20 protein-coding genes are annotated in these 24,184 nt (G+C 50.7%); 19 read left to right on the top strand and 1 reads right to left on the bottom strand.

Annotation, left to right across the window (positions count from 1 at the left end):
• The first annotated feature begins 161 nt into the window (after positions 1 to 161).
• From AC0YNV_RS36955 to AC0YNV_RS36870, 18 genes are all read left to right on the top strand, one after another.
• The gene (locus AC0YNV_RS36955) at positions 162 to 1,214 is read left to right on the top strand and encodes a zinc-binding dehydrogenase (protein WP_475772542.1); all 1,053 of its coding nucleotides are present in this window, start codon (positions 162 to 164) and stop codon (positions 1,212 to 1,214) included.
• A gap of 25 nt (positions 1,215 to 1,239) precedes the next feature.
• Positions 1,240 to 2,370, top strand: coding sequence for a glycoside hydrolase family 172 protein (locus AC0YNV_RS36950; RefSeq protein WP_475772541.1), 1,131 nt, complete (start codon positions 1,240 to 1,242; stop codon positions 2,368 to 2,370).
• Between the two features lie 379 nt (positions 2,371 to 2,749).
• Positions 2,750 to 3,625, top strand: coding sequence for a sugar phosphate isomerase/epimerase family protein (locus tag AC0YNV_RS36945; RefSeq protein ID WP_475772540.1), 876 nt, complete (start codon positions 2,750 to 2,752; stop codon positions 3,623 to 3,625).
• The gene (locus AC0YNV_RS36940; protein ID WP_475772539.1) at positions 3,622 to 4,692 is read left to right on the top strand and encodes a Gfo/Idh/MocA family protein; all 1,071 of its coding nucleotides are present in this window, start codon (positions 3,622 to 3,624) and stop codon (positions 4,690 to 4,692) included. The genes AC0YNV_RS36945 and AC0YNV_RS36940 overlap by 4 nt, the downstream gene beginning before the upstream one ends.
• A 22-nt stretch (positions 4,693 to 4,714) precedes the next feature.
• Positions 4,715 to 5,548 (top strand): sugar phosphate isomerase/epimerase family protein, encoded by an 834-nt coding sequence (locus AC0YNV_RS36935; protein WP_475772538.1) that lies wholly within the window; start codon positions 4,715 to 4,717, stop codon positions 5,546 to 5,548.
• 8 nt (positions 5,549 to 5,556) lie between these two features.
• On the top strand, positions 5,557 to 6,933 hold the full coding sequence (locus tag AC0YNV_RS36930) for a glycoside hydrolase family 140 protein (RefSeq protein WP_475772537.1): 1,377 nt from the start codon (positions 5,557 to 5,559) through the stop codon (positions 6,931 to 6,933).
• 92 nt (positions 6,934 to 7,025) lie between these two features.
• Entirely contained in the window at positions 7,026 to 9,437 is a 2,412-nt protein-coding gene (locus tag AC0YNV_RS36925; RefSeq protein WP_475772536.1) for an alpha-L-rhamnosidase-related protein, read from the top strand.
• 263 nt (positions 9,438 to 9,700) lie between these two features.
• Complete coding sequence (locus AC0YNV_RS36920) at positions 9,701 to 11,425, top strand: extracellular solute-binding protein (RefSeq protein ID WP_475772535.1); 1,725 nt, start codon at positions 9,701 to 9,703, stop codon at positions 11,423 to 11,425.
• 99 nt (positions 11,426 to 11,524) lie between these two features.
• Positions 11,525 to 12,418 (top strand): ABC transporter permease, encoded by an 894-nt coding sequence (locus tag AC0YNV_RS36915; RefSeq protein ID WP_475772534.1) that lies wholly within the window; start codon positions 11,525 to 11,527, stop codon positions 12,416 to 12,418.
• Positions 12,419 to 12,430: 12 nt separating this feature from the next.
• A complete protein-coding gene (locus AC0YNV_RS36910; RefSeq protein WP_475772533.1) occupies positions 12,431 to 13,315 on the top strand; it encodes a carbohydrate ABC transporter permease in 885 nt (294 codons plus the stop codon).
• A 93-nt stretch (positions 13,316 to 13,408) separates the two neighbouring features.
• Positions 13,409 to 15,160 carry a sensor histidine kinase gene (locus tag AC0YNV_RS36905; protein ID WP_475772532.1) on the top strand — a complete coding sequence of 584 codons (1,752 nt, stop codon included), beginning with the start codon at positions 13,409 to 13,411 and terminating at the stop codon, positions 15,158 to 15,160.
• Position 15,161: 1 nt separating this feature from the next.
• Positions 15,162 to 16,808, top strand: coding sequence for a response regulator (locus AC0YNV_RS36900; protein WP_475772531.1), 1,647 nt, complete (start codon positions 15,162 to 15,164; stop codon positions 16,806 to 16,808).
• A gap of 458 nt (positions 16,809 to 17,266) precedes the next feature.
• Positions 17,267 to 17,740 (top strand): hypothetical protein, encoded by a 474-nt coding sequence (locus AC0YNV_RS36895; RefSeq protein ID WP_475772530.1) that lies wholly within the window; start codon positions 17,267 to 17,269, stop codon positions 17,738 to 17,740.
• A 250-nt stretch (positions 17,741 to 17,990) separates the two neighbouring features.
• Positions 17,991 to 18,509: an HXXEE domain-containing protein gene (locus tag AC0YNV_RS36890; protein ID WP_475772529.1), complete on the top strand. Its 519-nt coding sequence runs from the start codon at positions 17,991 to 17,993 to the stop codon at positions 18,507 to 18,509.
• A gap of 189 nt (positions 18,510 to 18,698) precedes the next feature.
• The gene (locus AC0YNV_RS36885; RefSeq protein WP_475772528.1) at positions 18,699 to 19,061 is read left to right on the top strand and encodes a pentapeptide repeat-containing protein; all 363 of its coding nucleotides are present in this window, start codon (positions 18,699 to 18,701) and stop codon (positions 19,059 to 19,061) included.
• Between the two features lie 16 nt (positions 19,062 to 19,077).
• A complete protein-coding gene (locus AC0YNV_RS36880) occupies positions 19,078 to 19,407 on the top strand; it encodes a hypothetical protein (protein WP_475772527.1) in 330 nt (109 codons plus the stop codon).
• Positions 19,408 to 19,574: 167 nt separating this feature from the next.
• Positions 19,575 to 20,285, top strand: coding sequence for a class I SAM-dependent methyltransferase (locus AC0YNV_RS36875; RefSeq protein WP_475772526.1), 711 nt, complete (start codon positions 19,575 to 19,577; stop codon positions 20,283 to 20,285).
• A gap of 217 nt (positions 20,286 to 20,502) precedes the next feature.
• On the top strand, positions 20,503 to 21,477 hold the full coding sequence (locus AC0YNV_RS36870) for a phosphotransferase enzyme family protein (protein ID WP_475772525.1): 975 nt from the start codon (positions 20,503 to 20,505) through the stop codon (positions 21,475 to 21,477).
• A 238-nt stretch (positions 21,478 to 21,715) separates the two neighbouring features.
• Here AC0YNV_RS36870 and AC0YNV_RS36865 read toward each other — a convergent pair whose 3' ends face one another.
• On the bottom strand, positions 21,716 to 22,690 hold the full coding sequence (locus AC0YNV_RS36865) for an aldo/keto reductase (protein WP_475772524.1): 975 nt from the start codon (positions 22,688 to 22,690) through the stop codon (positions 21,716 to 21,718).
• A 165-nt stretch (positions 22,691 to 22,855) separates the two neighbouring features.
• Here AC0YNV_RS36865 and AC0YNV_RS36860 point away from each other — a divergent pair, with 165 nt between their 5' ends.
• Entirely contained in the window at positions 22,856 to 23,695 is an 840-nt protein-coding gene (locus AC0YNV_RS36860; protein WP_475772523.1) for a helix-turn-helix transcriptional regulator, read from the top strand.
• The last annotated feature ends 489 nt before the right edge of the window (positions 23,696 to 24,184 follow it).

Here is a 24,184-nt window from a genome sequence, read left to right as displayed (position 1 = left end):
ATTGGGTTGCGGCAAGATGACCGGTTATAACGGTTTTGTCGGTCTTGAATATTTTCCGCAGGGAGACGGAGAGGCCGCTTTGCGCAAATTTCTGGAGGAATTCGGCTCTTTTATGCCGGCACGGGTATAACGCTTAAAAGCAATCAAGGAGGAGATGCATCATGTCGAAACGGCTTATTGCAGCTGAACCGCGGGTGGCGGCGCTTCAACCCTATGACGAGCAGCCCTTAGCACCTGACGAAGTCAAGGTCAAGCTGGATTTCGCTTCACCCAAGCACGGATCGGAGCTGGCGGATTTTCGGGGTGAAAGCCCGCATCTCAAAGAATATTACGATCCGAAGTGGCATGCCTTCATGCCCCGCACGCATGGTGAAGGCATGGTCAAGTACGGAGAGTGGAACCTCGGCAACCAGTGGGTGGGCACGATCAGGGAAGTCGGTTCCGCTGTGACTGGTTATCAGATCGGCGAGAGGGTATGCGGTTATGGCGGTATCCGGGAGACGCACAATGTCAAGGCCGTGGACAACTTTTATTTGTTGAAAATGAACGAGAGCATGTCATGGCAAAATGCGGTTTGCCTCGATCCGTCCATCTTCGCCCTTGGCGCCATCCGCGACGGCGGTCTGCGGCTTGGCGACCGGGTCGCCGTCTTTGGTCTCGGCGCTATCGGGCAAATCGCCGCGCAGATGGCGAGGCTCGCGGGCGCCTCCTATGTGGCGGTGGTCGACCCCATTGCGGAGCGCAGAGAGGTCGCGCTCCGCAGCGGGGCGGACCGCGCATTCGATCCGGCTGCCGAGGATGTCGGACTGCGGCTGAAGGAGGACACGGACCGGCTGGGCGTGGATGTCGTCATCGAGACGAGCGCTAGCGAAGCTGCGCTTCAGCATGTGCTGCGCGGGTTGGCTTACGGGGGCACGATCGCTTTTACCGGCTGGGCGAGAGCCTTTCGCGGCGGGCTTGATCTGGGACGGGAAGCGCATTTCAACAATGCGAAAATCGTATTCTCCAGAGCATGCAGCGAGCCGAATCCCGACCACCCCCGCTGGAGCTTCAGAAGGATCGAGCAGACCTGCTGGGAAATGCTGTCCAGCGGCATCTTGAATTGCGAACCGATTATTCATCCGGTCGTTCCGTTCGAAGAAAGCGCAGAGGCGTACGAGAACTATGTGGATCGCCATCCCGAGCGCAGCATCAAGCTTGGCGTCCGATTCTAGCAGGAGAGGAGAGGAGAAAACGGCCATGAAATCGCTGGACAGCATCTATCGGCTGCAATCCGGAATCCGCACCAGGCGGATATCCAGCTATGATCGCAGCGGCGGCAACCGGGATTCCGTCCCGATTGCCGCCGGGGAGACGAAGGAAATCGCCAGGATCGAAGGGTCGGGGATTATCCGCCATATCTGGATCACCGTCAGTGCGAAGGATCCGATGATCCGCCGCAATGCGGTTATCCGCATGTATTGGGATGGCGAAAGGAAGCCGAGCGTCGAATCGCCCCTGGGCGATTTTTTCGGTCAGGGCTGGGCCGAGAACTACTCCTTCATCTCGCTGCCGCTGGCCGCCGCTCCGCAGAAGGGAAAGGCGCTGAACTGCTATTTTCCGATGCCGTTTGGCAGTGGAGCCCTCATTACGGTGGAGAATGAATCGGAGGAGCCGATAGACTCCTTCTATTATTACGTGGATTATGAAGAGCATGACAGGCTTCCCGATGACGCCGGCCGGTTTCATGCCCAGTGGAGGCGGGAGCTGACGGAGGTTAACGGGGATGACGGCGAGAACGAGGGGCTTGAATTAAAGCCGCAGATGCCCAACAAGAGCGATGCCAACAATTATATGTTTGCCGATATTGAGGGCAAGGGACATTTTGTCGGGCTTAATTATTATGTGGATAATCCGAGTCCGATGTGGTACGGCGAAGGTGACGATATGTGGATGATTGACGGGGAGGAGTGGCCCGGGTCCATGCACGGCACGGGAACGGAGGATTTCTTCAACAGCTCCTGGTGCCCGGATGAGCTGTATCTCCATCCTTATTTCGGTTACGCGAGAGTGACGGATCAGACGGGCTTTCTTGGACGCACCCATTGCTACCGGTTTATGCTGGAGGACCCCGTATACTTTGAAAAATCGCTGCGCGCGAGTATCGAGCACGGACATGCCAACGTGCTTACTCTGGATCTGGCTACTGTCGCCTATTGGTACCAGAATGAACCGCACAAGCCGTTCCCGAAGCTGCCGGATAAGGGGGAGCGGCAGAATATGCCGGTGCTCAATCTTCACGATATCCATTACTGGCGGCAGGAATACCGCAGCGCATTCGGCGGCGGAGCGAAGCTGTGGGGCGACGAGTGGCGGAAGAACCGCCCCTAGGCCTGGGGATTACGCTGCTGTCGGCGGCAATGTCAACATAAAGCATTGCATGTCAATTAGCTCTTATAGAAACGCTCCGCAGATGAGGACTATAATTTGGGTGAGCTTCAAAGACCGGCGAAAAACCTGGCTGTGCATGCGGAAAATGTCTCCGATACTCACAAGTTTTATAGACATGTTGGCCGCTTGCCGCTTGTCGAGGAAGCTGCTGAATAGCTTTGTTACCCTATTTGTTGAATTCGGGGTGCAAAGGTCGCAGGCGGAGGCTTCCGAAGCAGCCTTCTTTCAGGAAGCTTGCGGCTTACGCTACTACGGAGGGTTTCCGCCTGCTCCGCCGGTTAATCACCGGACCTTTAAAAGAGACGGAGGAACAAACGACATGCAGGTCATTTCCGGAAATAAATGGACCAAAGCGGGAAAATGGGGGTATGCCGGACCTTGGTACGGCGAGCTGACAGCGGGCGGCAATTCTGTGCGGGATCGGCTGCAAATGCTGAAGCGGTACGATCTGGAGGTATTCTCCATCGGGCTTGAGGAGCTATCCGGCCTTCCGGAGGCAGAAAGGCAGTTCGTCCGGGATTTCCTGGACGAGAATGGCATGGAGCTGGCCGTGCATACGGGTTATCCGTATATCACCGCAGACAAGGAAGAGATTCATGCGGGCAACGAACGGATATTAAAATGGCTTGCCGGTCTGACAGGGCTAAGAAAGCCGGCTATTGTCATGACCGGGGCGCGCTACACGAGCCGGTTCGACCGCCGGATTCCGCTTGCCTCGGCACTGGAGCGGCTGTCGGCAGCCATAGCTCCTCTCGCTTCCGGCTGCCGGGAGCTCGGAACCCGGCTCGGCATCGAAAATCACGGCGATTTCTACTGCTCCGACCTCGTTCAGGTATGCCGCGAGACACCGGAGCTTTATTTGATTCTGGACACCGGCAATACCTTTCTCATTGGTGAACGTCCCCTGGAGGCGTTCCGGGAGGCTGCCCCCTACGTCATCGGCACGCATTTCAAGGATCACAAGGTTCGCCCGATGCTCAAGGCCCGGCCGCTTCACTTCGAGGTTGGACCGTCGGCGCTCGGCGAAGGGGATGTGCCGCTGAAGGAGTGCTACAACCTGCTGCTCCGGCAAGCGCCGTTTCCTGAAGAACTGATTATGGAAATCGAAATGATCTGTCCGGATGATGAAGCGCCAACCGCCTGCCTGGATAAATCGCTTGCCTACATTCGCACACTGGATGGTGACCCGTCATGACAGAGCGTAATAAGCCGCTGCGGGCGGTAGTCGTAGGCTGCAATATGGGCCGCAATCAGGCGGCGGCGCTTGCCGCGTCGCCCGAATTTGAGCTGGCAGCGGTCTGTGATTTGAACGGAGAAACGGCCAGCCAGGTATCCGCTAACAGCGGAAATCCGACCGTTTACATTGATTATGAGGATATGTTGGCTGAGGTTCGGCCGGAGGCGGTCGTCATTGCCACGCCGAACATTACGCATGCGCCTTTCGTACTGATGGCTGCCGAAGCAGGCGCACGCGGTATTTACTGCGAGAAGCCGATGGCAACGAATCTCGGTGATGCTCGCCGGATGGTCCATTTATGCCGGGAACGGGGGGGCACCTTGGTCGTCGGACATCAGCGGCGGATGAGCGCGGTATACGGGAAGATGCGCGAGCTTGTCGACGGAGGCGCAATTGGGGATCTCCGGCTCATCCGCGGCTCATGCGCCGGAGATCTGCTCTCCGACGGCTCGCACACCGTTGATTCCATGCTGTATCTGCTCCATGACCGTCCGGTCCGCTGGGCCTTCGGACAAATTTGCCGCAAACCGGGTGTGTCGCCTGAGATCGCAGCCGCCCAGCGGTATGCGTTCACAGGCAGACGATATGGTCATGCCGTGGAGAGCGGAGCTATCGCCCACTTTGAATTCGAAGGCGGCATCCGGGGGGAGCTTCTGACCGGAGATATGCAGCTGCCGGGCGGAGGCTACCAGGACATCGAGATCATCGGCAGCACAGGAAGATTGTGGCGGCGCGGAGACCGCAGCGACCCGCCGCTGCTAATTTCAGATTCAGCATCCGGCGGGTGGCGGGCCGTGCCGGTTGAGGAGGAATCGAATGCAGCCGTCTTTGCCGGCGTATTCGGTGCGATGGCCGACTCGATCCGCAGCGGGTCGCCTCATCCTATGGATGGTGCAATCGCCATGCGCGGTCTTGAGATGCTGATTGCGGTATTCGAATCCGCAAGATTTCATTCGGTTATTGAATTTCCGCTGACGCAGGAGGCTTTTCCCCTGGATCTGATGATTGCCGCAGGACAGCTCTAATCGAAACAAGGAGGAATGACGTATGACGATCGCATGTTCCACTTCGATCCGCTGCGGCAGTCCGGCGGAAACGGCGCTGGGCACAATCCGGCAGCTGGGCTTCACCTATATTGATCTGCTTGCCATTGACGGCTGGGTTCATGTCAATCCAAGCGATCTGGTCTCTGACTGGGAGGGGACGTTTCACCGTCTGGATCATCTGCTGTCTGCGAATGAGTTGATTCCGCTAGCACTCAACACGGGTACGAGTCCGCAGCTGCATGACCGTTCCGCAGCGGCAGGCGCCAAACGGAACGGGGAGCTTGCGGCGCTGCTCAGGCTGATGAACGTCTACGGGGTGCAAATCGCGGCCATTCAGCCGCGCAGCGCTGACCGAACCCGGCCTTGGGAGGACGTGCTGGCGGACTGCGTGGCTACACTTCGGGAGTATGACGCTGCCGCCCGGGTCGCAGGGGTGACATTTGCGCTTGAGCTGCATATCAACAGCCCGTTCGAAACGCTTGATCAGGCCAGAGCACTGCTGGCGGCCATGCCGGAGGTTCGGCTGGTTTACGATCCGAGCCATTTCGTCATGCAGGGCATCGATATCCGCGAGACGGAATGGCTGATGGATCATGCCGTTCATGTGCATCTGCGGGACGCCGCACGTGATCGGATGCAGACGCATCTCGGAGAGGGAGACGTGGATTTTGAATGGATGCTTGGGGCGCTGGCGCGCCGCGGCTACAAGGGCCATTTCTCCATTGAATATCTGGAATCGGGCGATATGGATATTATGGACGATGTAATTGGCGTCAGGGATAAGATTCTTCAATTTTTTCCGGAATCACCGGCGAATCCGGAGTCAAGGCGGTGAATGGGCGCATGTTAGGCGTATCGGAGAACAAACGGTTTCTTGTGCGTGCAGACGGCACGCCGTTCATTTATGTGGGCGACACGGCCTGGGAGCTGTTTCACCGGCTGAACAGGGAGGACGCCGCATTCTATCTGGAGAAGCGCAGCGCCCAGGGTTTTACCGTCATTCAGGCTGTCCTTCTCGCCGAACTCGACGGGCTGGCCGAGCCTAACGCTTACGGAGACGTTCCGCTTCGTCAGGACGAGTCCGGGGCATACGATCCGTCCGCGCCGGCCGTTAATCTGGACGGAAGCGATTATTGGCAGCATGTTGATTATATCGTGCAAAAGGCGGCTTCCCTGGGTCTTGTCATGGGACTTGTTCCTGCCTGGGGAGATAAGGTGTCGCTGGGCAACCCGTTCGCCAAAGGCCCGGAGATTTTCAATCGCGGCAATGCCCGGGAATACGGCCGATATATCGGGACCAGATACAAGGCTCAGCCAAATATCGTGTGGATTCTCGGCGGAGACCGCAATCCTGACGGGAAGCTCGACGTCTGGCGGGCTATGGCTGAGGGGCTGCGCGAAGGCGACGGTGGGGCGCATCTCATCACCTACCATCCAAGCGGCTTGTATTCCTCCTCGATCTGGTTCCACCACGAGCCGTGGCTGGACTATCACACCAATCAATCGGGGCATGGAGCCAGACACCTCGATAATTACAATATGATCACGAAGGATTATCATCTGTATCCGCCGAAGCCAACCTTCGACGGCGAGCCGCGCTATGAAGACCACTCCGTCAACTGGAACGAGGAGAACGGTTATTTCTCCGACTGCGATATCCGGCAGGCTGCCTACTGGCAGGTTCTTGCCGGCGCGTTCGGCCACACATACGGCCATACGAGCGTATGGCAGTTCTATGAGCAGGAGCGCATGGCATACAGTGGGGCGCGCTTTAATTGGCGGGAGGCGCTCGACCGGCCGGGTGCGGGACAAATGAGGCATCTTCGCACTCTGATCGAATCCCGTCCGTTCTTGCACCTTCAGCCCGATCAAGGGCTGATCGCCGATCCGCTGCATGGTCAGGATCATATCCGGGCCGCTCGGGGCGATGATTACGCCTTCGTCTACAGCGCAACAGGCCAGCCGTTTGCAATGCGGATGGGCCGCATCGCAGGCGACAGCGTCAAAGCGCATTGGTACAATCCGCGCAGCGGCTTGTGCGAATGGAATTCGGGAGAGCTCCCGAACAATGGACTCCTGCAGTTCTTTCCGCCGAGCTCGGGTATTGGCGAGGACTGGGTGTTGGTTGTTGACGCTGCGGATAAGTGCTGCGCACGGGACGAAGCATCCACCGACGTGGGCTGCGCACGGGACAGACCATCCGTCGACAGCCATCCATAGAACAGACTAGCGGATAGTTCTGCATCAGCTGCAGAATCGGCAGATCAAGTTCTGCATCAATCTCAAGATCATTCATATCTGGAGGGATAACTATGCAGCAGTCGAGACAATGGCGCGGGAGATGGATCTGGCGCGAAGGCCTTCCGCGAACTGACAATGGGAATGAGCTGGTATATTTCAGGCGTTCGTTCATGGTGCCGGAAACCGGCTGCAGGCTTGCGGTTCATCTGACCGCCGACAGCCGGTACCGGCTGTATCTGAACGGCCGGCAGGTGCTGATCGGGCCGGCCAAGGGCGACGATCACGTCCACTATTATGAATCGGCGGATCTCTCGGATTATCTCTTGACGGGTCTTAACGTTCTTGCAATATGCGTGCTTCATTATGCCCCTGGAGGTCCGCTGTCGGGTCCAACTGCGATCCGCCGCTCGCCCTGGGGCGGATTTCTGCTGGATGGCGAGCTGCAGGCTCCCGGCGGGGATGAAGTGGAGTCGCTTGCCACCGACGAGAAGTGGAAATGCCTCAAGGATGAGAGCTACCGGCTTGGCTACGAATCGTATATGTCCGCGATCTGGCTCGGCGGAATCGAACGGATCGACGGCGGCCTTGTGCCTCATGGCTGGCAGGAAGCCGATTATGACGACAGCGCCTGGCAGAGTGCGGCTGCCTTTATGGATACGCGCAGCGATTTTGGCATTCTTACGCCATGGCAGCTTGAGCCCAGATCGATCCCGCCGATGTTCGAACGGGAGACGGCGTTCAAGGGCGTGAAGCGCTCGGGCGGAGAAGGGGGACCTGCGTTTGAGCGGGCGGCGGTCAGCTTTTTCACGGATGCCGGTTCTGACACTCCGGCGCTTGTCATCGAACCCCTTAGCCGGGTCTGGGTAGAGCTCGATGCAGGAGAGCTTACAACGGGATTCCTGCGCGCGGAATGGACGGGCGGCGGGGGAAGCCGTCTGCGTATCCTCTGCTCGGAATGCTACGAGAAGCCAGCCGCCGGGAACGGGCGCAGAGGCAAGGGCATCCGGGACGACAGCTCGGATGGAATGGAACTGCTTGGCGACTCGGATCAATATATCGTGTCGGGCCGTGCTCAGCCCGAAACTCCGATACGGGAGAGCTATGAGCCATTCTGGTTCCGGACATTCCGCTATGTGAGGCTTGAGATCGAGACAGGCGCCGAGCCGCTGCACCTGCATCGTTTCTACTACCGGGAAACGGGTTATCCGCTGGAAGCCAAGACCACGTTCCGCTGCTCGGATGAGCGGCTTGCGCCGCTATGGACCATCAGTCTCAACACGCTGGCGAGAAGCATGCATGAAACCTATGAGGACTGCCCGTATTATGAGCAGCTTCAGTATACGATGGACACAAGGCTGGAGATGCTGTTCCATTTCAGTGTCAGCGCAGACGAACGGCTTGGCCGCAAGGCGATCCGTCACTTTCACAATTCCCGTCTGCCCTCGGGAATCCTCCAGTGCCGTTATCCTTCGGCCGAGCCCCAGGTGATTCCCGGATTTTCCGTCTACTGGATTCTGATGCTGCATGATCATTATTTGTATTTCGGAGATGAGGACCTGCTGCGGGAATGCCGTGCCACGGCAGACGGCGTTCTGGAATGGTTTCACGGCAGGCTGACGCCTGAAGGCCTTGTCGGTCAATCCCCGCCGGAGTATTGGGCTTATGTCGATTGGGTGGAGAATTGGCCGTTCGGTGTTCCTCCGGCGGCGCAGCAGGGACCGGCAGCCGTATACAGCCTGATGTACATCGTGGCGCTCCGCAAAGCGGCTGAGCTGATGGCCTGGTCAGGCCGTGAAGGGTTATCGCGGGAATACTTGGAGAAGGCGGAGCTTGTAAAAGAAGCCGTACGGGAATTGTGCTGGTCGCCGGAGAGGCGGCTGTTCCGGGATGGCCCCGGGGTGGAGCAGTACAGCCAGCATGCCCAGATGTGGGCAGTGCTCGCCGGGGTCTGCGCCAAAGAAGAGGCCGGACAGCTGATGGAGCGCACCCTGGCCGATTCGAGTCTTGCCAAAGCCTCCTACTCCATGGCGTTCTTCCTGTTCCGCGCTTTATCGGAGGCGGGGCGCTACGATCTGGCCTATCCGCTCTGGAAGGATTGGCAGCGGATGGTTGATCTCAATATGACGACCTGGGCAGAGGACCCGGTCGGCCAGCGGAGCGACTGCCATGGCTGGGGAGCCGTGCCGCTCTATGAATTTCCCTCCGAGATCCTGGGAGTGAAGCCGTCCGCTCCTGGCTACAGCGCTATAACGATAGCGCCGAAGCCGGGGGAATTGTCATGGGCGCAAGGCAGCGTGGCAACTCCCCGCGGTATGGTTGAGACGGGATGGACGATCGCTGAGGGTGTTTTTCGTATGACCGTCGAAGGGCCGCACGGCATTCCCGTTCTACTGACCCTGCCGGATGGAACGCAGCGCCATTTTCAATCGGCGCAAGGAATCGCCGCCGAATGTCCCATGACCGATGCCGTCTCTCCTGCATAGGCAGAGCGCCGGTTATCCTCAAGCATCAGATTGAAATAATAAGCCTATTGGCAGATCGGAGCATGGCATGAAGCTCTGATCTGCCATTATTTTTTGACCGGCCAGAAGCGCGGAATTAGACATTATTGACTTCCATTCTCTTCCGTTTACTTTTGTAAACAAAGGTCAGGTCATGTCAATACATTCATATTTATCAATACCGAAACCTTCGTTATGATGGGGCTGTAAGGAAAACGGACATGAAAAAAGGAGGTTGCGCAACAATGAAGCCCATAAAGCAGCTAATGCTTCTGTCATGCGTGCTGATTCTCGTATTGGTAAGCGCATGCGCCAAATCCAATGAACCGGCAAGCGGCGGAGGAAACGGAAACGCAGGCAGCACGGAAGAAGCAGTGAATGAAGCATCCGGCAATGCCGGGCAGGAAGCTGTAACCGACATCAACGCGAAATACGCCCCGCCGATTACCATCTCGCTTGTAAGAGACCAGGATCCGTCGATCACCTTCAAGGAAGGCGAGGATTTTAACAACAACAACTGGACCAAAGCATACCTAGACGAGCTCGGAATTGTAACGAAATTTGACTGGATCGTTCCCAGCGATCAGTATGATGCGAAATTGAATATTGCAATCGCTTCCAATAATTTGCCGGATATCTTCCGAGTCAATGCCTCGCAGCTCAAGCAGCTTGTCGATGCCGGCCTGCTGGAGGACCTCACGGATGTCTACGACACATACGGCTCGGAACTGACGAAAAAGGCGATCGAGCTGGGACCGCTGGCCAAGGCCTCCGCTACCTTCGACGGCAAGCTGATGGCGATCCCACCGGATGAGAGCGGTTACGATGGCGGATTATCGCTCATGTGGCTGCGTTCCGATTGGCTCAAGAAGCTCAATCTGGAGGTTCCGAAAACCTGGGACGATCTGGAGAAGGTGATGGATGCCTTCGTCAATCAGGATCCGGACGGCAACGGGAAGAAGGATACCTACGGACTGGCTTTGAATAAAGATCTGTACAATCAGGGCATTGGCGATTTGAATGGCGTATTCAACGCATTCGGCGCCTATCTGAATATCTGGATCGAGGGCAAGGACGGCAAGCTTGAATACAGCTCCATCCAGCCGGAGGTCAGAACGGCACTCGCGAAGCTGCAGGAGATGTTCAAGAAAGGCTTGATCGATCCCGAGTTCGGCGTCAAGGACACCGGCAAGGTCGGGGAGGATTTTGCCAATAACAGGATCGGCGTGGAGTTTGGGGCGCTGTGGAATTCCCTCTTCCCGCTGCAGGACACCATCACCAAAAATCCTGATTCCGACTGGATCGCGGCAGGAGATGTGACGGCAACGGGGAGTCCCGTGAAGTATACCGCGGACCTGAATTTCGACAGTTATATGGTCGCCAAGAAAGGGATAAAGCATCCCGAGGCGCTGATCAAGCTGCTGAATTTTGCCAATGACAAATTATATAGCGGCAATGCGGATCCGAAGGTATTCCATACGGAGATTGTCGGGGATAAAGAATACGCCCACTTCAAGGAAAATGTTGTTCCTGTCGGAGGAAGCAATCCGATCGGCGGCAACTTCGGACACTTCAAGAAAGTAACAGCGGCATTGACTGCCAATGATCCGGCCGGGCTTAACCCGGAGCAAAAAGGGTACTATGACAAAATCGTGGCCTTCAATGGCGGCGACCGTACCACCTGGGGCACGGCGCGCGTATTCGGTCCGGAAAGCTCCTATACGGTTATTGAAGACATCCTCAGCAACAAGGACCAGAATCTGATGTTCACCAAGTTCTATGGAGCGCCAACGGAAGCGATGGCAATGAAGCGTCCTACGCTCGAGAAGATGCAGCTCGAGACATTCACGAAAATCATTTTCGGCTCGCCGATCGAAGAATTCGATAAATTTGTCGTCAACTGGAAGAAGCTGGGCGGCGACCAAATGACGCAGGAGGTCAATGACTGGTACGCCGCACAGTCCAAATAGCGTGAATAAGCAACATTTAAGAAGAAGAATGATAGTGTCATTCCTATCTTTCTTCTTCTTTCTCATGACGAAAGGTTAAAGATTGGAGGATACCCCAGGATGAAGAAGATCAACAGCCATCTGCCCTATCATTTCATGCTCCTTCCCGGTGTCATTATCGTACTCATTTACAGCTATGGTCCGATGTTCGGCGTCATGATGGCCTTTCAGAATTTTATACCGGCAAGGGGCTTCACCGGCTCGGAATGGGTTGGTCTTGGCAATTTCAAATATGTGCTGGAGATGCCCGATACGTTGACGGTGCTGTGGAATACGATTTTTATTTCGCTGATGAAAATCGTTGCCGGTCTCTTCGTTCCGATCATCATTGCGCTCTTGCTGAACGAGGTCAGCAAGAATCTGATCAAGCGCGGAATTCAGACACTCATCTATTTGCCGCATTTTCTGTCATGGATCATCCTCGGCGGAATACTGATCGACGTTCTCTCTCCATCTACCGGCATTGTCAATCAGGTGCTCGGCACGCTTGGCTTGAAGCCCATATATTTTCTGGGAAATAACGCATGGTTTCCTTACACGGTTGTCTTCACCGACCTGTGGAAGGAATTCGGATTCGCTACCATTGTCTATCTGGCTGCATTAACCTCGATCAATCCGGTACTCTACGAAGCGGCTATCGTGGATGGGGCAAACCGCTGGCGGCAGACGCGGCATGTCACTCTGCCCGGCATGGTGCCGATTATTGTCCTGCTTACTACGCTCAGTCTCGGCAATGTGCTGAATGCGGGGTTCGATCAAATTTTCAACTTATATTCGCCCCAGGTATACGAAAGCGGGGATATCGTCGATACGATGGTCTACCGGCTCGGTCTTGTGGATGCGCAGTTCGGACCGGCGGCTGCCGTCGGATTGTTCAAATCGGCCGTGTCGCTGCTGTTCATCTCCATATCCTACATGCTCGCCTATCGGCTGGCCAATTATCGTATCTTCTAGGGGGTGCTTCCTGTGAACTATCAATTGACGGCGGGTAGAAGAGTGTTCAATCTGCTTAACTATACCTTTCTGATTGCATTGTCTCTATTATGCGTGCTTCCGCTGGTTCACGTATTGGCCATCTCGCTCAGCGACAAAACGGCTGCCTCGACGGGCGAGGTCGTGCTGTGGCCGGTGGATTTTACCTGGCAGGCCTACAGCTACGTGCTGGGCAAGCCGGAATTTATGCGCGCATTCTGGATTACTATAGAACGGGTGGCGCTTGGGACAGCCATCAATATGTTTCTGACTATTCTGCTGGCCTATCCGCTCTCCAAAGAGAGCCGGGTTTTCAAGTACCGGACGGCATATGCCTGGTTCTTCGTCGTTACGATTCTGTTCAGCGGAGGTCTGATTCCGACTTATATGATCGTGAACGAAACCCGGCTGCTGGATACGATATGGGCGCTTATTATTCCGGGCGCGGTGCCGGTATTCAATGTGATCCTGCTGCTCAATTTCTTCCGGGGGCTGCCAAGGGAGCTGGAGGAGGCGGCATTCGTAGATGGGGCGAGACCGTGGACGGTGCTGTGGCGGCTGTTCGTCCCCCTGTCGACGCCGGCGCTTGCGACGATTACGCTGTTTACGATTGTCGGGCACTGGAATTCCTGGTTTGACGGCTTGATCTATATCAACAATCCCGAGCATTATCCGCTTCAAAGCTACCTGCAGACCGTCATTATCAAGACCGACCTGCTCATGCAGTCGGCCTCCGATCTCAATTCGCTGGCCAAAGTATCGGAGCGAACGTCGAAGGCGGCGCAAATTTTTATGGGGGCGCTGCCGATCCTGATCGTCTATCCGTTCCTCCAGCGTTATTTCGTCAAAGGCATCGTACTGGGCAGTGTGAAGGAATAGCAAAGAGGGGAACCGCGGCGCAGGACTGATCATTTTTTTCCATGATATAATGTTGGGAATGGAAGGGAATGATCCGAAAGGAAGTCGATTGATTTGCCCCGTCTGCGATTAATCAAGCCTCCAATCTTCGTGAAGCTGGTGCTTGCATTCCTGCTTGTCATTATTCCGCTTTATACGATCAGCATCTATCTCAATAATTGGGGAGCATCCAGCGTCAGGGACGAGATTTCAAGCTCAATGAAAGCACGGGTTCATTTCTACATTCAATCGCTGTATGTGGAATTTGACCGGATTCAAAAGCTGCAGCAGGAGTTTATCAACGACGATGATTTGCGGATGCTCAGCGTAGCCAGCTCGATCATGACTGATCTGGAGCGGACTGAGGCGACAATCCGTCTGGAAAACCGGCTGCGCCTGATCAAAAATTCAAGCCGCTACATTACGAGCATGAATGCTTTCGTACCGGAGCTGGGCAAAACGATCGATTCCCAGAATCAGTACAATTCGGCCAGCCAGGAGGAGCTTCAGCCGCTCATCGACGCTGCAAGCCGCAGCGAATCACCGATCATCCCCTGGAAGGACAAGGTTTATATTTGCCAGAGGTATCCCGATATCGGTTATCCGGAAGCGCTTACTTTCTTTCTGAATCTGGAGCTGTCCAAGCAGGAAATTCAGCGCGAACTGGAGCAGTTCATCAGCTTCAAGGACGAGAAGGCCGTGCTGTTCGGCAGCGGATTCGAATGGGAGGTTACCAATTCGACGGACCAGGAGCTAATGCAGCATTTGCAAGAAATCGTAGAGCATCTCGTGCAGAAGGGCGATTCGGGTACGCAGATGGACAGCTTTGCCTATAACGGCGAGCGCTATATCCTGACGCTGGAACACTCGGCTGCCTTCGATATTACGCTGCTCATGTTTATGCCGGAGGAAAATGCGCTCGGTCCTCTAAAAACCTACAATGTCTGGTTCTGGATCTTGTCGATCTTCTCGCTGGTTATTGTTTTCCTCTTCTCGTTCTGGATCTACCGGATCATCCACCGGCCGCTGAAGCAGCTGGTCCGCACCTTCCGCAAGGTGGAGAAGGGCAATCTGGATGTGCAGCTGAAGCCGACCAGCAATGACGAGTTTGAGTATCTGTACCTGCAGTTTAATTCCATGCTGAGCCAGCTGAAAATTCTGATTGAGGAAGTGTACGAGGAGAAGATCCGCTCGCAGAAGGCGGAGCTGAAACAGCTGCAGGCGCAGATCAATCCGCATTTTCTATATAATACGTTCTTCATTTTGAACCGGATGGTCAAGGTGGAGGATTATCCCAAGCTCAGGCCGTTCACCAGGCATCTGGGCAATTATTTCAAATTCATTACCCGCAATGCCTCTGACGAAGTACCGCTCCGGGAGGAGATTGAGTTTGTGAAATCCTATCTGGAAATTCAGAAGATCCGGTTCGAGGATCGGATCCGCGTCGAGCTGGCGGAGCTTCCGGAAGCGTATGAACAGACGCTGGTGCCCAGATTGACACTGCAGCCGATTATTGAAAATTCCTTTAAATACGGATTGGAGAGCGTCGCTTCGGGCGGCCTGCTCCGTATTTCATTCGAGCTTCAGGGAAAATTGTTCGTCATTATCGTTGAGGACAACGGCAGCGGAATGAGCGATGAGGAGATCTGGACGCTGAGCCGCAAGCTGTCCGATCCGCCGCCCCAGCTGGAAAGTACAGGAGTCATCAATGTGCACAAACGGCTGCAGCTGAAGTATGGTCCTGAAAGCGGGATCGCCATTATGACAAGCGGCAAGCTCGGCGGTTTGAAGGTTTGTTTGTTCATTCCAGCAGGAGAGGATTGTTGACATGTATCGAATGCTTATTGTGGATGATGAGCCGTATATCGTGGCAGGCCTCAAAGAACTGTTCGAGGAGGCGGAGGAGCCGGAGCTGGATATTTACTGCGCGCACTCGGCGATGGAGGCGCTGTCGCGGCTGGAGCAGACGAGGATCGATATCGTCCTGAGCGATATCCGCATGCCGGGTATGTCAGGACTTGTGCTGCTTCAGCATATCCGGAGCAGGTGGCCAGCCTGCAAGGTGATTTTTCTATCGGGGCACAACGAATTCTCCTATGTCCAGGAGGCGATCCGCCACGGCAGCGCGGGGTATTTGCTGAAGGCGGATGATGAAGAGGATATTTTGAAAACTGTGATGAAGGTTATTGATGAGCTCGCAGGCGAGCAGCATATGCAAATTCTGATCGACAAGGCCAAGGAGCAAATGCATAAGGCGCTTCCGGTGCTGCAGAAAAATTATTTGATCGGCCTGACCGGAGGGGAGGCAGCGGGCTCCGCTAACCGTCAAAGGCAGTTCGAGGAGCTCGAGCTCCCGCTGGAAGCGGAGCGGAGGCTGACATTGGTTGTCGGCAGAGTGGACCACTGGGGGGATGGCTTCACTCCGATCGACAAGGAGCTGCTGCTGTATGCCGTCCAGAATATTGCTTACGAGGTGATCAGTCACGCCGCGGAGGCGGTTCCCGTCGTATACGACCGTTCCCGTTTCTTCTGGATCATTCAGGAGCATGCTGTACATGAGGAAGAAGGAAACCATTCCTCGCGCTTCGTCCACGAGTCGCTGGACTTTATTCAGAGCCAATGCCGTCTTCTGCTCAAGCTGCCAGTCTCCCTGGCGGCTACGCTTGAGCCGTTCCTATGGCATGAGCTGCCGGAAAAATACGGCCACTTGAACCGGCTGCTGATCCGCGGTCTCGGCCAGGGGGATGAAATGCTGCTGTACGAGGAAGCGAGAAACACATGCAGCGATGAGGAGGCGGGAGCAGGGGGGCACACCCGGGAAGCAGCAGCCCATCGCCGGCACGCCGGGCTGAATCAGCTGAGCACGCTGCTGGAGAGCGGCAATCGGGAGCAGTTCGGGCTGCTGCTGAGCGGCATTGCCGAACGTACGGCTGGACGTCCCTACGGGGAGATTCAGGAAACCTATTACACGGTTGCGACAATGATTCTGACACAGATTAATCGTTGGGATGTTTATGAAGAAGTTGCCGCGCAGCTGCCGATGAACGCCCTGCTGTCGCTGAACAGTCATGTTTCATGGCTGGAGGCGGGCAGGTTTCTTCAACGGGCAGCGGAGATCCTGTTTGGGCTGCTGGACAAGGACAAGTCCGACAAAAGCAATGAGGTCGTAGAACGGCTGCACCGGTATATTATGAGCCACATTGCTGACGATCTGTCACTGGCGCGGCTTGCGGATGTCGCCGGATTGAATTCAAGCTATCTCTGCAGACTCTATAAACAGCTGACAGGCATCGGTCTATCCGATTATATTACGAATGTGAAGCTTGCGGCAGCCAAGTCGCTGCTCAGAGAATCCAATCTCAAAATCAGCGAGGTCGCAGCGCGCATAGGCTTCGATTCAGGTTATTTTTCCAGGTATTTCAAAAAAATTACTTTGTTGACCCCCCAGGAGTATCGGGAAAAGGTTACAAAATAATACCATAAATGGGATAGTTGATTTTTATGCATGGGTGGTAAATTAATTCACTGACAACGAGTTTCTTAAAATGTCCGGTTACATTAAAGTTGGAAACTTAACAATAAAGTTGAAACCTTTACAATAAAGTTGGAACCTTTACATTAAAGTTAGAACCTGAACAATTTTAGTAAGCAACCAGAAGCGTCCCGATGGATTATCCTCGGGACGTTTCTGTACTCAGGAGCATCTATAATGAATTCCATTTGGTGAACGGCTTAATGTCCGCAAGAGTTCACGAACGGCAACCTTTCGTTCAACTAACTGGGTACGTTAGTACAAAGGCATCTATAATAAAGAGGAAATTCCAAATCGGTGAGGGAGGAGAGTTTTATGAGGAGGAAATTCTTGTGTCTTATCTTGCTTCAATAGCTTAATGAATAATGGAGCATTTTTGTATTGCAATAAGGGGTGAAGCAATGAGGAGTATTTCTTGTGCCTTTCTAGCGCTGTTTATTTTATTGACTGGATGTAATGGTAATAACCTAACCGATAAAAGAAATATCTCAATGCTATATGATCTCAAGGAACCACATAAATTTCCGTTTGAAGTTGATGATGTTCGTACGGAGATAGCCGTTGACAATATAGATGTACTCCAACAATTTGTTTTTCATTACAAAAACAAACAGACTACGCAAGAAATAAAGTATATCTTAAGTAAGGTTATTGATAATCCAGAGAAGGTATCTAAGCAAGGTATACCCTTTGAACTTGAAAATGGTAAGCAAGCCTATTACCGAGAAGACGAAACATCCCAATCAATATGGTGGGAAAGTGAGAATGGCTTTTTAGCTCGCTTTGTATATTACATTAATGGCGATCAAGAGCCATTAAAAGAAAATACACTTACTCAAAGTGTGCTAATTGATTTAGCTAATCAAGTTCAATAGTATAAAATTGGATTTGGGTACGCGGTTCAACTAACTGGGTACGATAGTGGAGGAGCTTGCTTCGAGGCAGCTTCTCTTTAGTTTATTGAAGTAACGGGTACGATAGTGCAAAGGCCAGGAACAGATCGCCGCGGTAGGCAACTGTTCCTTTTTCGTTGAAGTAACGGGCAGGATAGTTTCAAGAGTATGTTGAAAATTAATTGGTAAGTTGTATTTAGTCAATTATTTAACTCATTCTTGGAGGTATCTGATGGAGCTAGAGTTTTGGATTTGGATGTTTCTTGTTGTGTTTATGATTCATAACTTTGAAGAAATCTTTACAGTCGAACACTGGTATAAAAAAATATATCCTCGATTACAAGAGCGATTGCCCGATTTAGTTCGACAACAATTAGAAAATATAAAAGCGATGACGGCAGGACAATTTGCCATGGCAGTGTTTGTCTTGTTTTTACCAGTCACCGTGCTACTGATCATCTCAGTGACGACAGAACTATATTTTCTTTTTCTCGGGGTCAACCTCTTCTTTGCTTTGAATATTCTAGTTCATCCTTTACAAGCCTTTTTTTTGAAACGGTATGTACCTGGCCTATGGACCTCTCTATTCGCAGTCCTGCCCTATAATATCATGCTCTTCCCCATTCTGGAGGAAGCAGATATACTAGGTACCCGTACAATTTTCTTATCTCTCTTGGTTGCCGTATTGCTGTTGCCCACGGTTCCGTTGGGTCACAAGGTAGCAGAGTATTGGCAAAAGAATTATACCTAATTTAATCGATGGCAATAATAAACGCTTGTTAATCGGCTTCATTAAGCTATACGAACGGGTACGATAGTGCAGAGACCAGGAACAGATCGCCGCGGCAGGAAACTGTTCCTTTTTCGTTGAAGTAACGGGCAGGTTTGTGTGGTCGCAGTGTAGAACATAAATCATCAAATAACTATTTGAGGTGTGAAAATGGATAGCGAAGTTACAGCGGTTGGATTTTTGGAAATGCTTCAACAGGGACAACGGTCATTCTCAAAGCTTTGTGTTGAAGACGGGGAGCTAACTGAAGTTGGTTTTTCAAACCTTAACTTTGAGGAGTGCCTATTTTCGGTAAATTTTACTGGTTCGAGTTTTGAAAACACGAGGTTTATCAAATCAAATCTAAAAGCATGTATTTTTTCTAATTGTATTTTTAACAATGCGGTATTAGTTGGTAACTTACTAGATGGCACAGACTTTTCGGGAGCGAAGGTAGATGGAATTACTTTTATTGACAACACCTTTCATTCCATAGTAGTTACAGAGTCACATCTTGCTGAAATGATACTTTAAATTAAGGGAGAAACGAATGACAATAAACAAAAAGAGATCTAGAAGAATATCGGTCAGAGATGACAATTATATATGGACTGTTTCCCCAGGAAGCGGATATATCATCATGATAGCCGAACATGAAATCACTAGAGGGATGCGCCTTGAGGTTTATGTTGAATCAGATATCGACAGCGCTTGGGTAAACTTCCCTAATACAGAACATCTGAATATGAAAATTGTTAGACCTAGTGACGTTGAATATTTTATTTGTCAGGCGCTCGATCAAGGGTGGACTCCAAAAGTAAAAGGAACACCTGTAGTTTTTGATTTTGACGGTAAGTTTCTGAAAAGAAGATTACGCTAACGGGTACGATAAGTTGAAACGATACAGGGAGCAGATTGCCGTAGCAACTGCTCCCTGTTTTATTGAGGTGACGGGCAGTAGAGCAGAATAACTGGATTGATTCGCAAAGGGATTGGAACGATTTCATCCGAATATATAGACATAGATTTTCTTAAGGAGACGATGCAGTGAATGTATTCAATCGTGCACGAAGTAAAGAAATCAAATATCATGATAAGTTTTATGCTGAGACTAAGTTATTCCAATCTGGCAGCTGGCTTTCCCACCCAGTGAAAGTTGTACTCGAAAATTTAACACATATAGAAAAAAACAAAATTCAAGTACTTGATCTTGGATGTGGGGTCGGAAGAAACAGCATACCAATTGCTCAACAAATTCAAGCTTATAACGGGAAGGTGCATTGCATTGATTTACTGCCTTCAGCTATCAAATTATTAAACCAATATGCGGGGCATTATGGAGTTACCGATACAATCGTTACACAAGCGGCTGATGTGGAGAATTTTCTGATTAATAAAAACACATTTGACTACATTATCGCTTGTTCTTGTTTAGAGCATGTTAGCTCAGAAGCAGCTTTTCAAATTAAACTTGAAGAAATGAAAGAAGGAACAACAGATGGAGGTATAAATTGTATATTAATGAGCACAGAAGTAAAAGAAATAGACGTACTTTCTGGAGAGGAACAGGAGGGTTTGATTGAATTAAACCTTTCAACAGAGAAAGCATTTACTTACCTTAAGGAAGTGTACACTGGCTGGGATGTATCAATAGAAAAAAGTGTTCAACAGGAAATTCAGGAAGAAAAGGATGGTAGAGCAATTATTTTTAGAAGCAATTGGATTACATTTGTAGCTCAAAGCAAGGGATTGAGCTAACTGGGTACGATAGCATAATGCCGAAGGGCTGCCGCGCGGCAGCCCTTCGCTACGTTAACGGCAAGTGATATAATTCTATATGCTATCAATGAGTAAGATGGTGGTTAGGTGGACGCTGAATTTCTCCTAAGATGGGAGCAAGAACATAGTGCAACAAAAGCGCCACAATTGATGGTTTCTGGAACACTTTTCGTAGTAAAAAGAAAGTAGGAATTATATGCTTAAACTAGAAGTGAATTATTCCATCTTTTCGCCAACATCCTTAGTAGCTATTGTTAATGAACTGTACAATTTTAGTAATGTTTTGGAATGCAGGTTTCTTACGAATGGAGTTAATGATACCTATTTAATAAATACCGATAAGAGTAAATACATACTTCGTATTTATAAAGCTAATTGGAGAAGTAAAAGTGACATTGATTTTGAAGTTGAACTCTTAAGATACTTAATGTCTAATGAAATTCCAGTTTCTCATCCAATACCAAAGAAGGACGGTAGTTATATTACTGAAATTCAAGCACCTGAAGGTCTTCGATTCATTATTCTTTTTTCATACGCAGAGGGTGATTTCTTAGATAATAAAGAAAGTGCTTTGTTATATGGTGAACAAGTAGCTAAGATGCATTTAATTACGGATACTTTTAAAAGTAGACATAAACGGTTTTCAATTGATCTAGATCATTTGCTTATTAAACCCATTCAATTAATAAAACCAATTTTTTCACATAGAACTGAAGACTTAAAATACTTAGAATCATTAGCTGTTCATTTACAAAGACGCATTGAAAATGTTTCGCCAATTTTAGAATGGGGATATTGCCACGGGGATCTCCATGGATGGAACGTACATTTTTATAACGATACATTAACTCATTTTGACTTTGACTGTGGTGGATATGGGTGGAGAGCATATGATCTTTCTGTATTTCTATGGGTAAGAGTGCGAGGTCGTACAAAAGAGCATTTTAAAAACGAACTTTGGAGCATCTTTTTGGAATCGTACCTCAAACTGAAGTCTTTATCAGAGACCGATCTTGAATTGATTTCAACTTTTGTAGCAGTCAGAGAAATATGGTTAATGGGACTTCATGCGGAAAAATCACATATCTGGGGATCTAATCATTACGATCATCACTTTACTCATAATTTAAAGTTTCTCCAAGAATGGTGCGAAGAGAACGGAATAAAGTAATTCAACTAACGGGTACGATAGTTGAAGAGTTGCTTCGGGGCAGCTCTTTTTTCTTTGTTGAAGTAAACCATTCCTGTTAAGGCTAAGAATGGCCTTTGTCAAAAAAGGAGCGCCTCGGTATGATGGGTTTGTCCAAGGGTTAAATACCCAACACCATCTAGGAGGCGCTCTTATCATTCTGTTGAATCTAATCGGCATACATATTGGTTTACATTAATTTTTATTGTACATTCCAAGGTTAAATATCATTTTGATTTGGGGCGGCATTCTGCGCAATCTCTCTTATAGTTGCAAGTACAGATCCATCTAGCTCGATATCAGCTGCCCTTTGCGCGTTCAGAATATGGTCTGGTTTTCGTACACCTATAAGTGTGCTTGTTATAGCAGGATGTGCTAGGACATAAGCAAGAGCTAATTCAGCAACAGTTAAATTAAGCTCTCTCGCGACATGCTTTAGCTGTTCGACAACGGCGATATTTTGCTTATAACCTTCCCCTGAATGGGAAGGTGATTTGGATCGCCAATCCTGCTCATTAAAGCGAGTACCGTAAGTGTAATTACCCGAGAGTAAGCCCGATGCGAGAGGGCTGTAAGCGACTACGCCAAGCCCATGCTGTATACAAAAGGGCAGCTGCTCAGTCTCAACATTGCGGTTGAGGATGGAGTACGGGGGCTGCAGAGAATCAACATGTCGCACCTTCAAAGCATCACTGATTAGCTCAACAGGGAAATTACTGACCCCTACATAACGAATTTTACCATCATGTACCAATTTATCCATAGCGCGCATTGTTTCTTCTATCGGTGCATAGGTAACATTATCCGGCCAGTGCATTTGATATAAATCGATATAATCGGTATCCAGTCTGCGCAAGGATTGCTCTGCTTCTTGAATGACGGACTCGTACGTTCCGTTTCGTGTTAAATTCCCCTCATCATCCCATCGCAGACCGCATTTAGTGGCAATGATGACTTGACTGCGTTTTCCATTCAGAGATTTACCCACTACTTCTTCGGAGTGACCATAACCATATGCAGCGGCTGTATCAATAAAATTAACTCCTACATCGATTGCGGCATGGATGCTATCCAGTGAGAGTTTGTCATCTTGCTTTCCCCAAGAGTAAGCCCAACCCTCACCACCTATTGCCCATGTGCCGAACCCAATCACGGATATTACCGGCCCTGTTTTCCCTAGTTTACGATATTTCATCGGTAATCTCTCCCATTCTGTTTATCCTAGCATGCTCCACAACATGTGCTGTGCTATAATTATTCCATAAAAAAATAGGTGTAAATAGGAGTTAAATTATCATAGGTGTAATACCACCCGTCTAAATAGAATCTCCTTACATTCCTTCTGATGGAGTTGAGCGATATGATCACGAATAGTAGGCGCAAAGAATTGGGACATTTTCTGCAAACACGCAGAAAGCGTCTTGATCCAACTGTCTATGGTATTGAGAAAGGAACAGGACGGAGGACGACAGGGCTTAGAAGAGAGGAGCTGGCGCAAGTCGCTGGAGTGGGACTATCTTGGTATACTTGGCTTGAGCAGGGACGAGAGATTAATGTCTCCCACCAAGTGTTAGACAGCATCTCCAGAGCATTACAATTGGATTGGGTGGAACGGCGGCATCTATTTAATCTGGCATTAGATCCGCATGATATTTCTCATTCGCCTCAATCAACATTGGAACAGGAGCCAGCCCTTCAAGGCATATTGGATTGCTGGGTATTTTCCCCTGCATATGCAGTAGATCGTAATTGGAACGTTGTGGGCTGGAACTCTTTAGCCAGACGGGTTTTTGTTGACTTTTCTAAGCTTGTTGGAAGGGATCGCAATCTCGTCTGGTTTTCCTTCACCAATCCTGAACAGCGTCAACTGGTTGTCAATTGGGAGACGGAGGCGAAGAAATGTATTGCGCTGTTCCGGGAAAATAGCGACCAATACGCAGATAGTTCGTGGTTCGGTGAGTTTATTCATGATTTAAGCGAAGCAAGTCCGGAGTTCCGCGAATGGTGGCCGTTACATGAACTTCTCGTTACTCATGGCGGCATTAAAGAACTGAATCACCCTAGGGCAGGCAGATTGCTTCTAAGGCCTACGATTTTACTTCCCGCAGAGTTGCCTGATCTAAGAATCCTTTTATTTACTCCGCTTTCTCAAGAAAATACGTTAGAGAAACTGAAGAATCTTGCTGTCTCGACAGATTAAAAAGCGTTGATCATTATTGGTTTGGGGAGCATTACACGTTATTAAAAAAGTCAGGCTATCCCACAAAGGATGGCATTTTTGCGGTCTTTGTAGACACAGTCCGTACCCTTATCGGGAAGATCCACTATATCATCAGCGTATCTACACGCTTGCAGGGATCGAATACCCCCAAAAAAGAAGAATTCATTTTGGGCTTCATTGTTCACCTAGACAGAATTCAGGACTTACATTTACGACCATTAGCAGTAAATAATTTTATTAGATGGGTTATTTTCGGAGTAGTCTGTTGTTTTATTAGAACACAGTATGAGGTGAAATCATTACGCTATACCAGCTAATAGGTTGTCAATATTTAATTATTAATGAGCCAAACGAGGGATGTTATACTGGTAAAAGGGAATGGCAAATAACCGTCCCTTAGATTTTGGGAAGGTTTTCCTCAATGTCTAAGTATTTCTTTTTAGTCTAAGCAGAAGGTTTCTTTCTTGG

The organism is Paenibacillus sp. JT31N11 (assembly GCF_056269285.1).
This window is presented reverse-complemented; position numbering and strand designations above follow the sequence as displayed.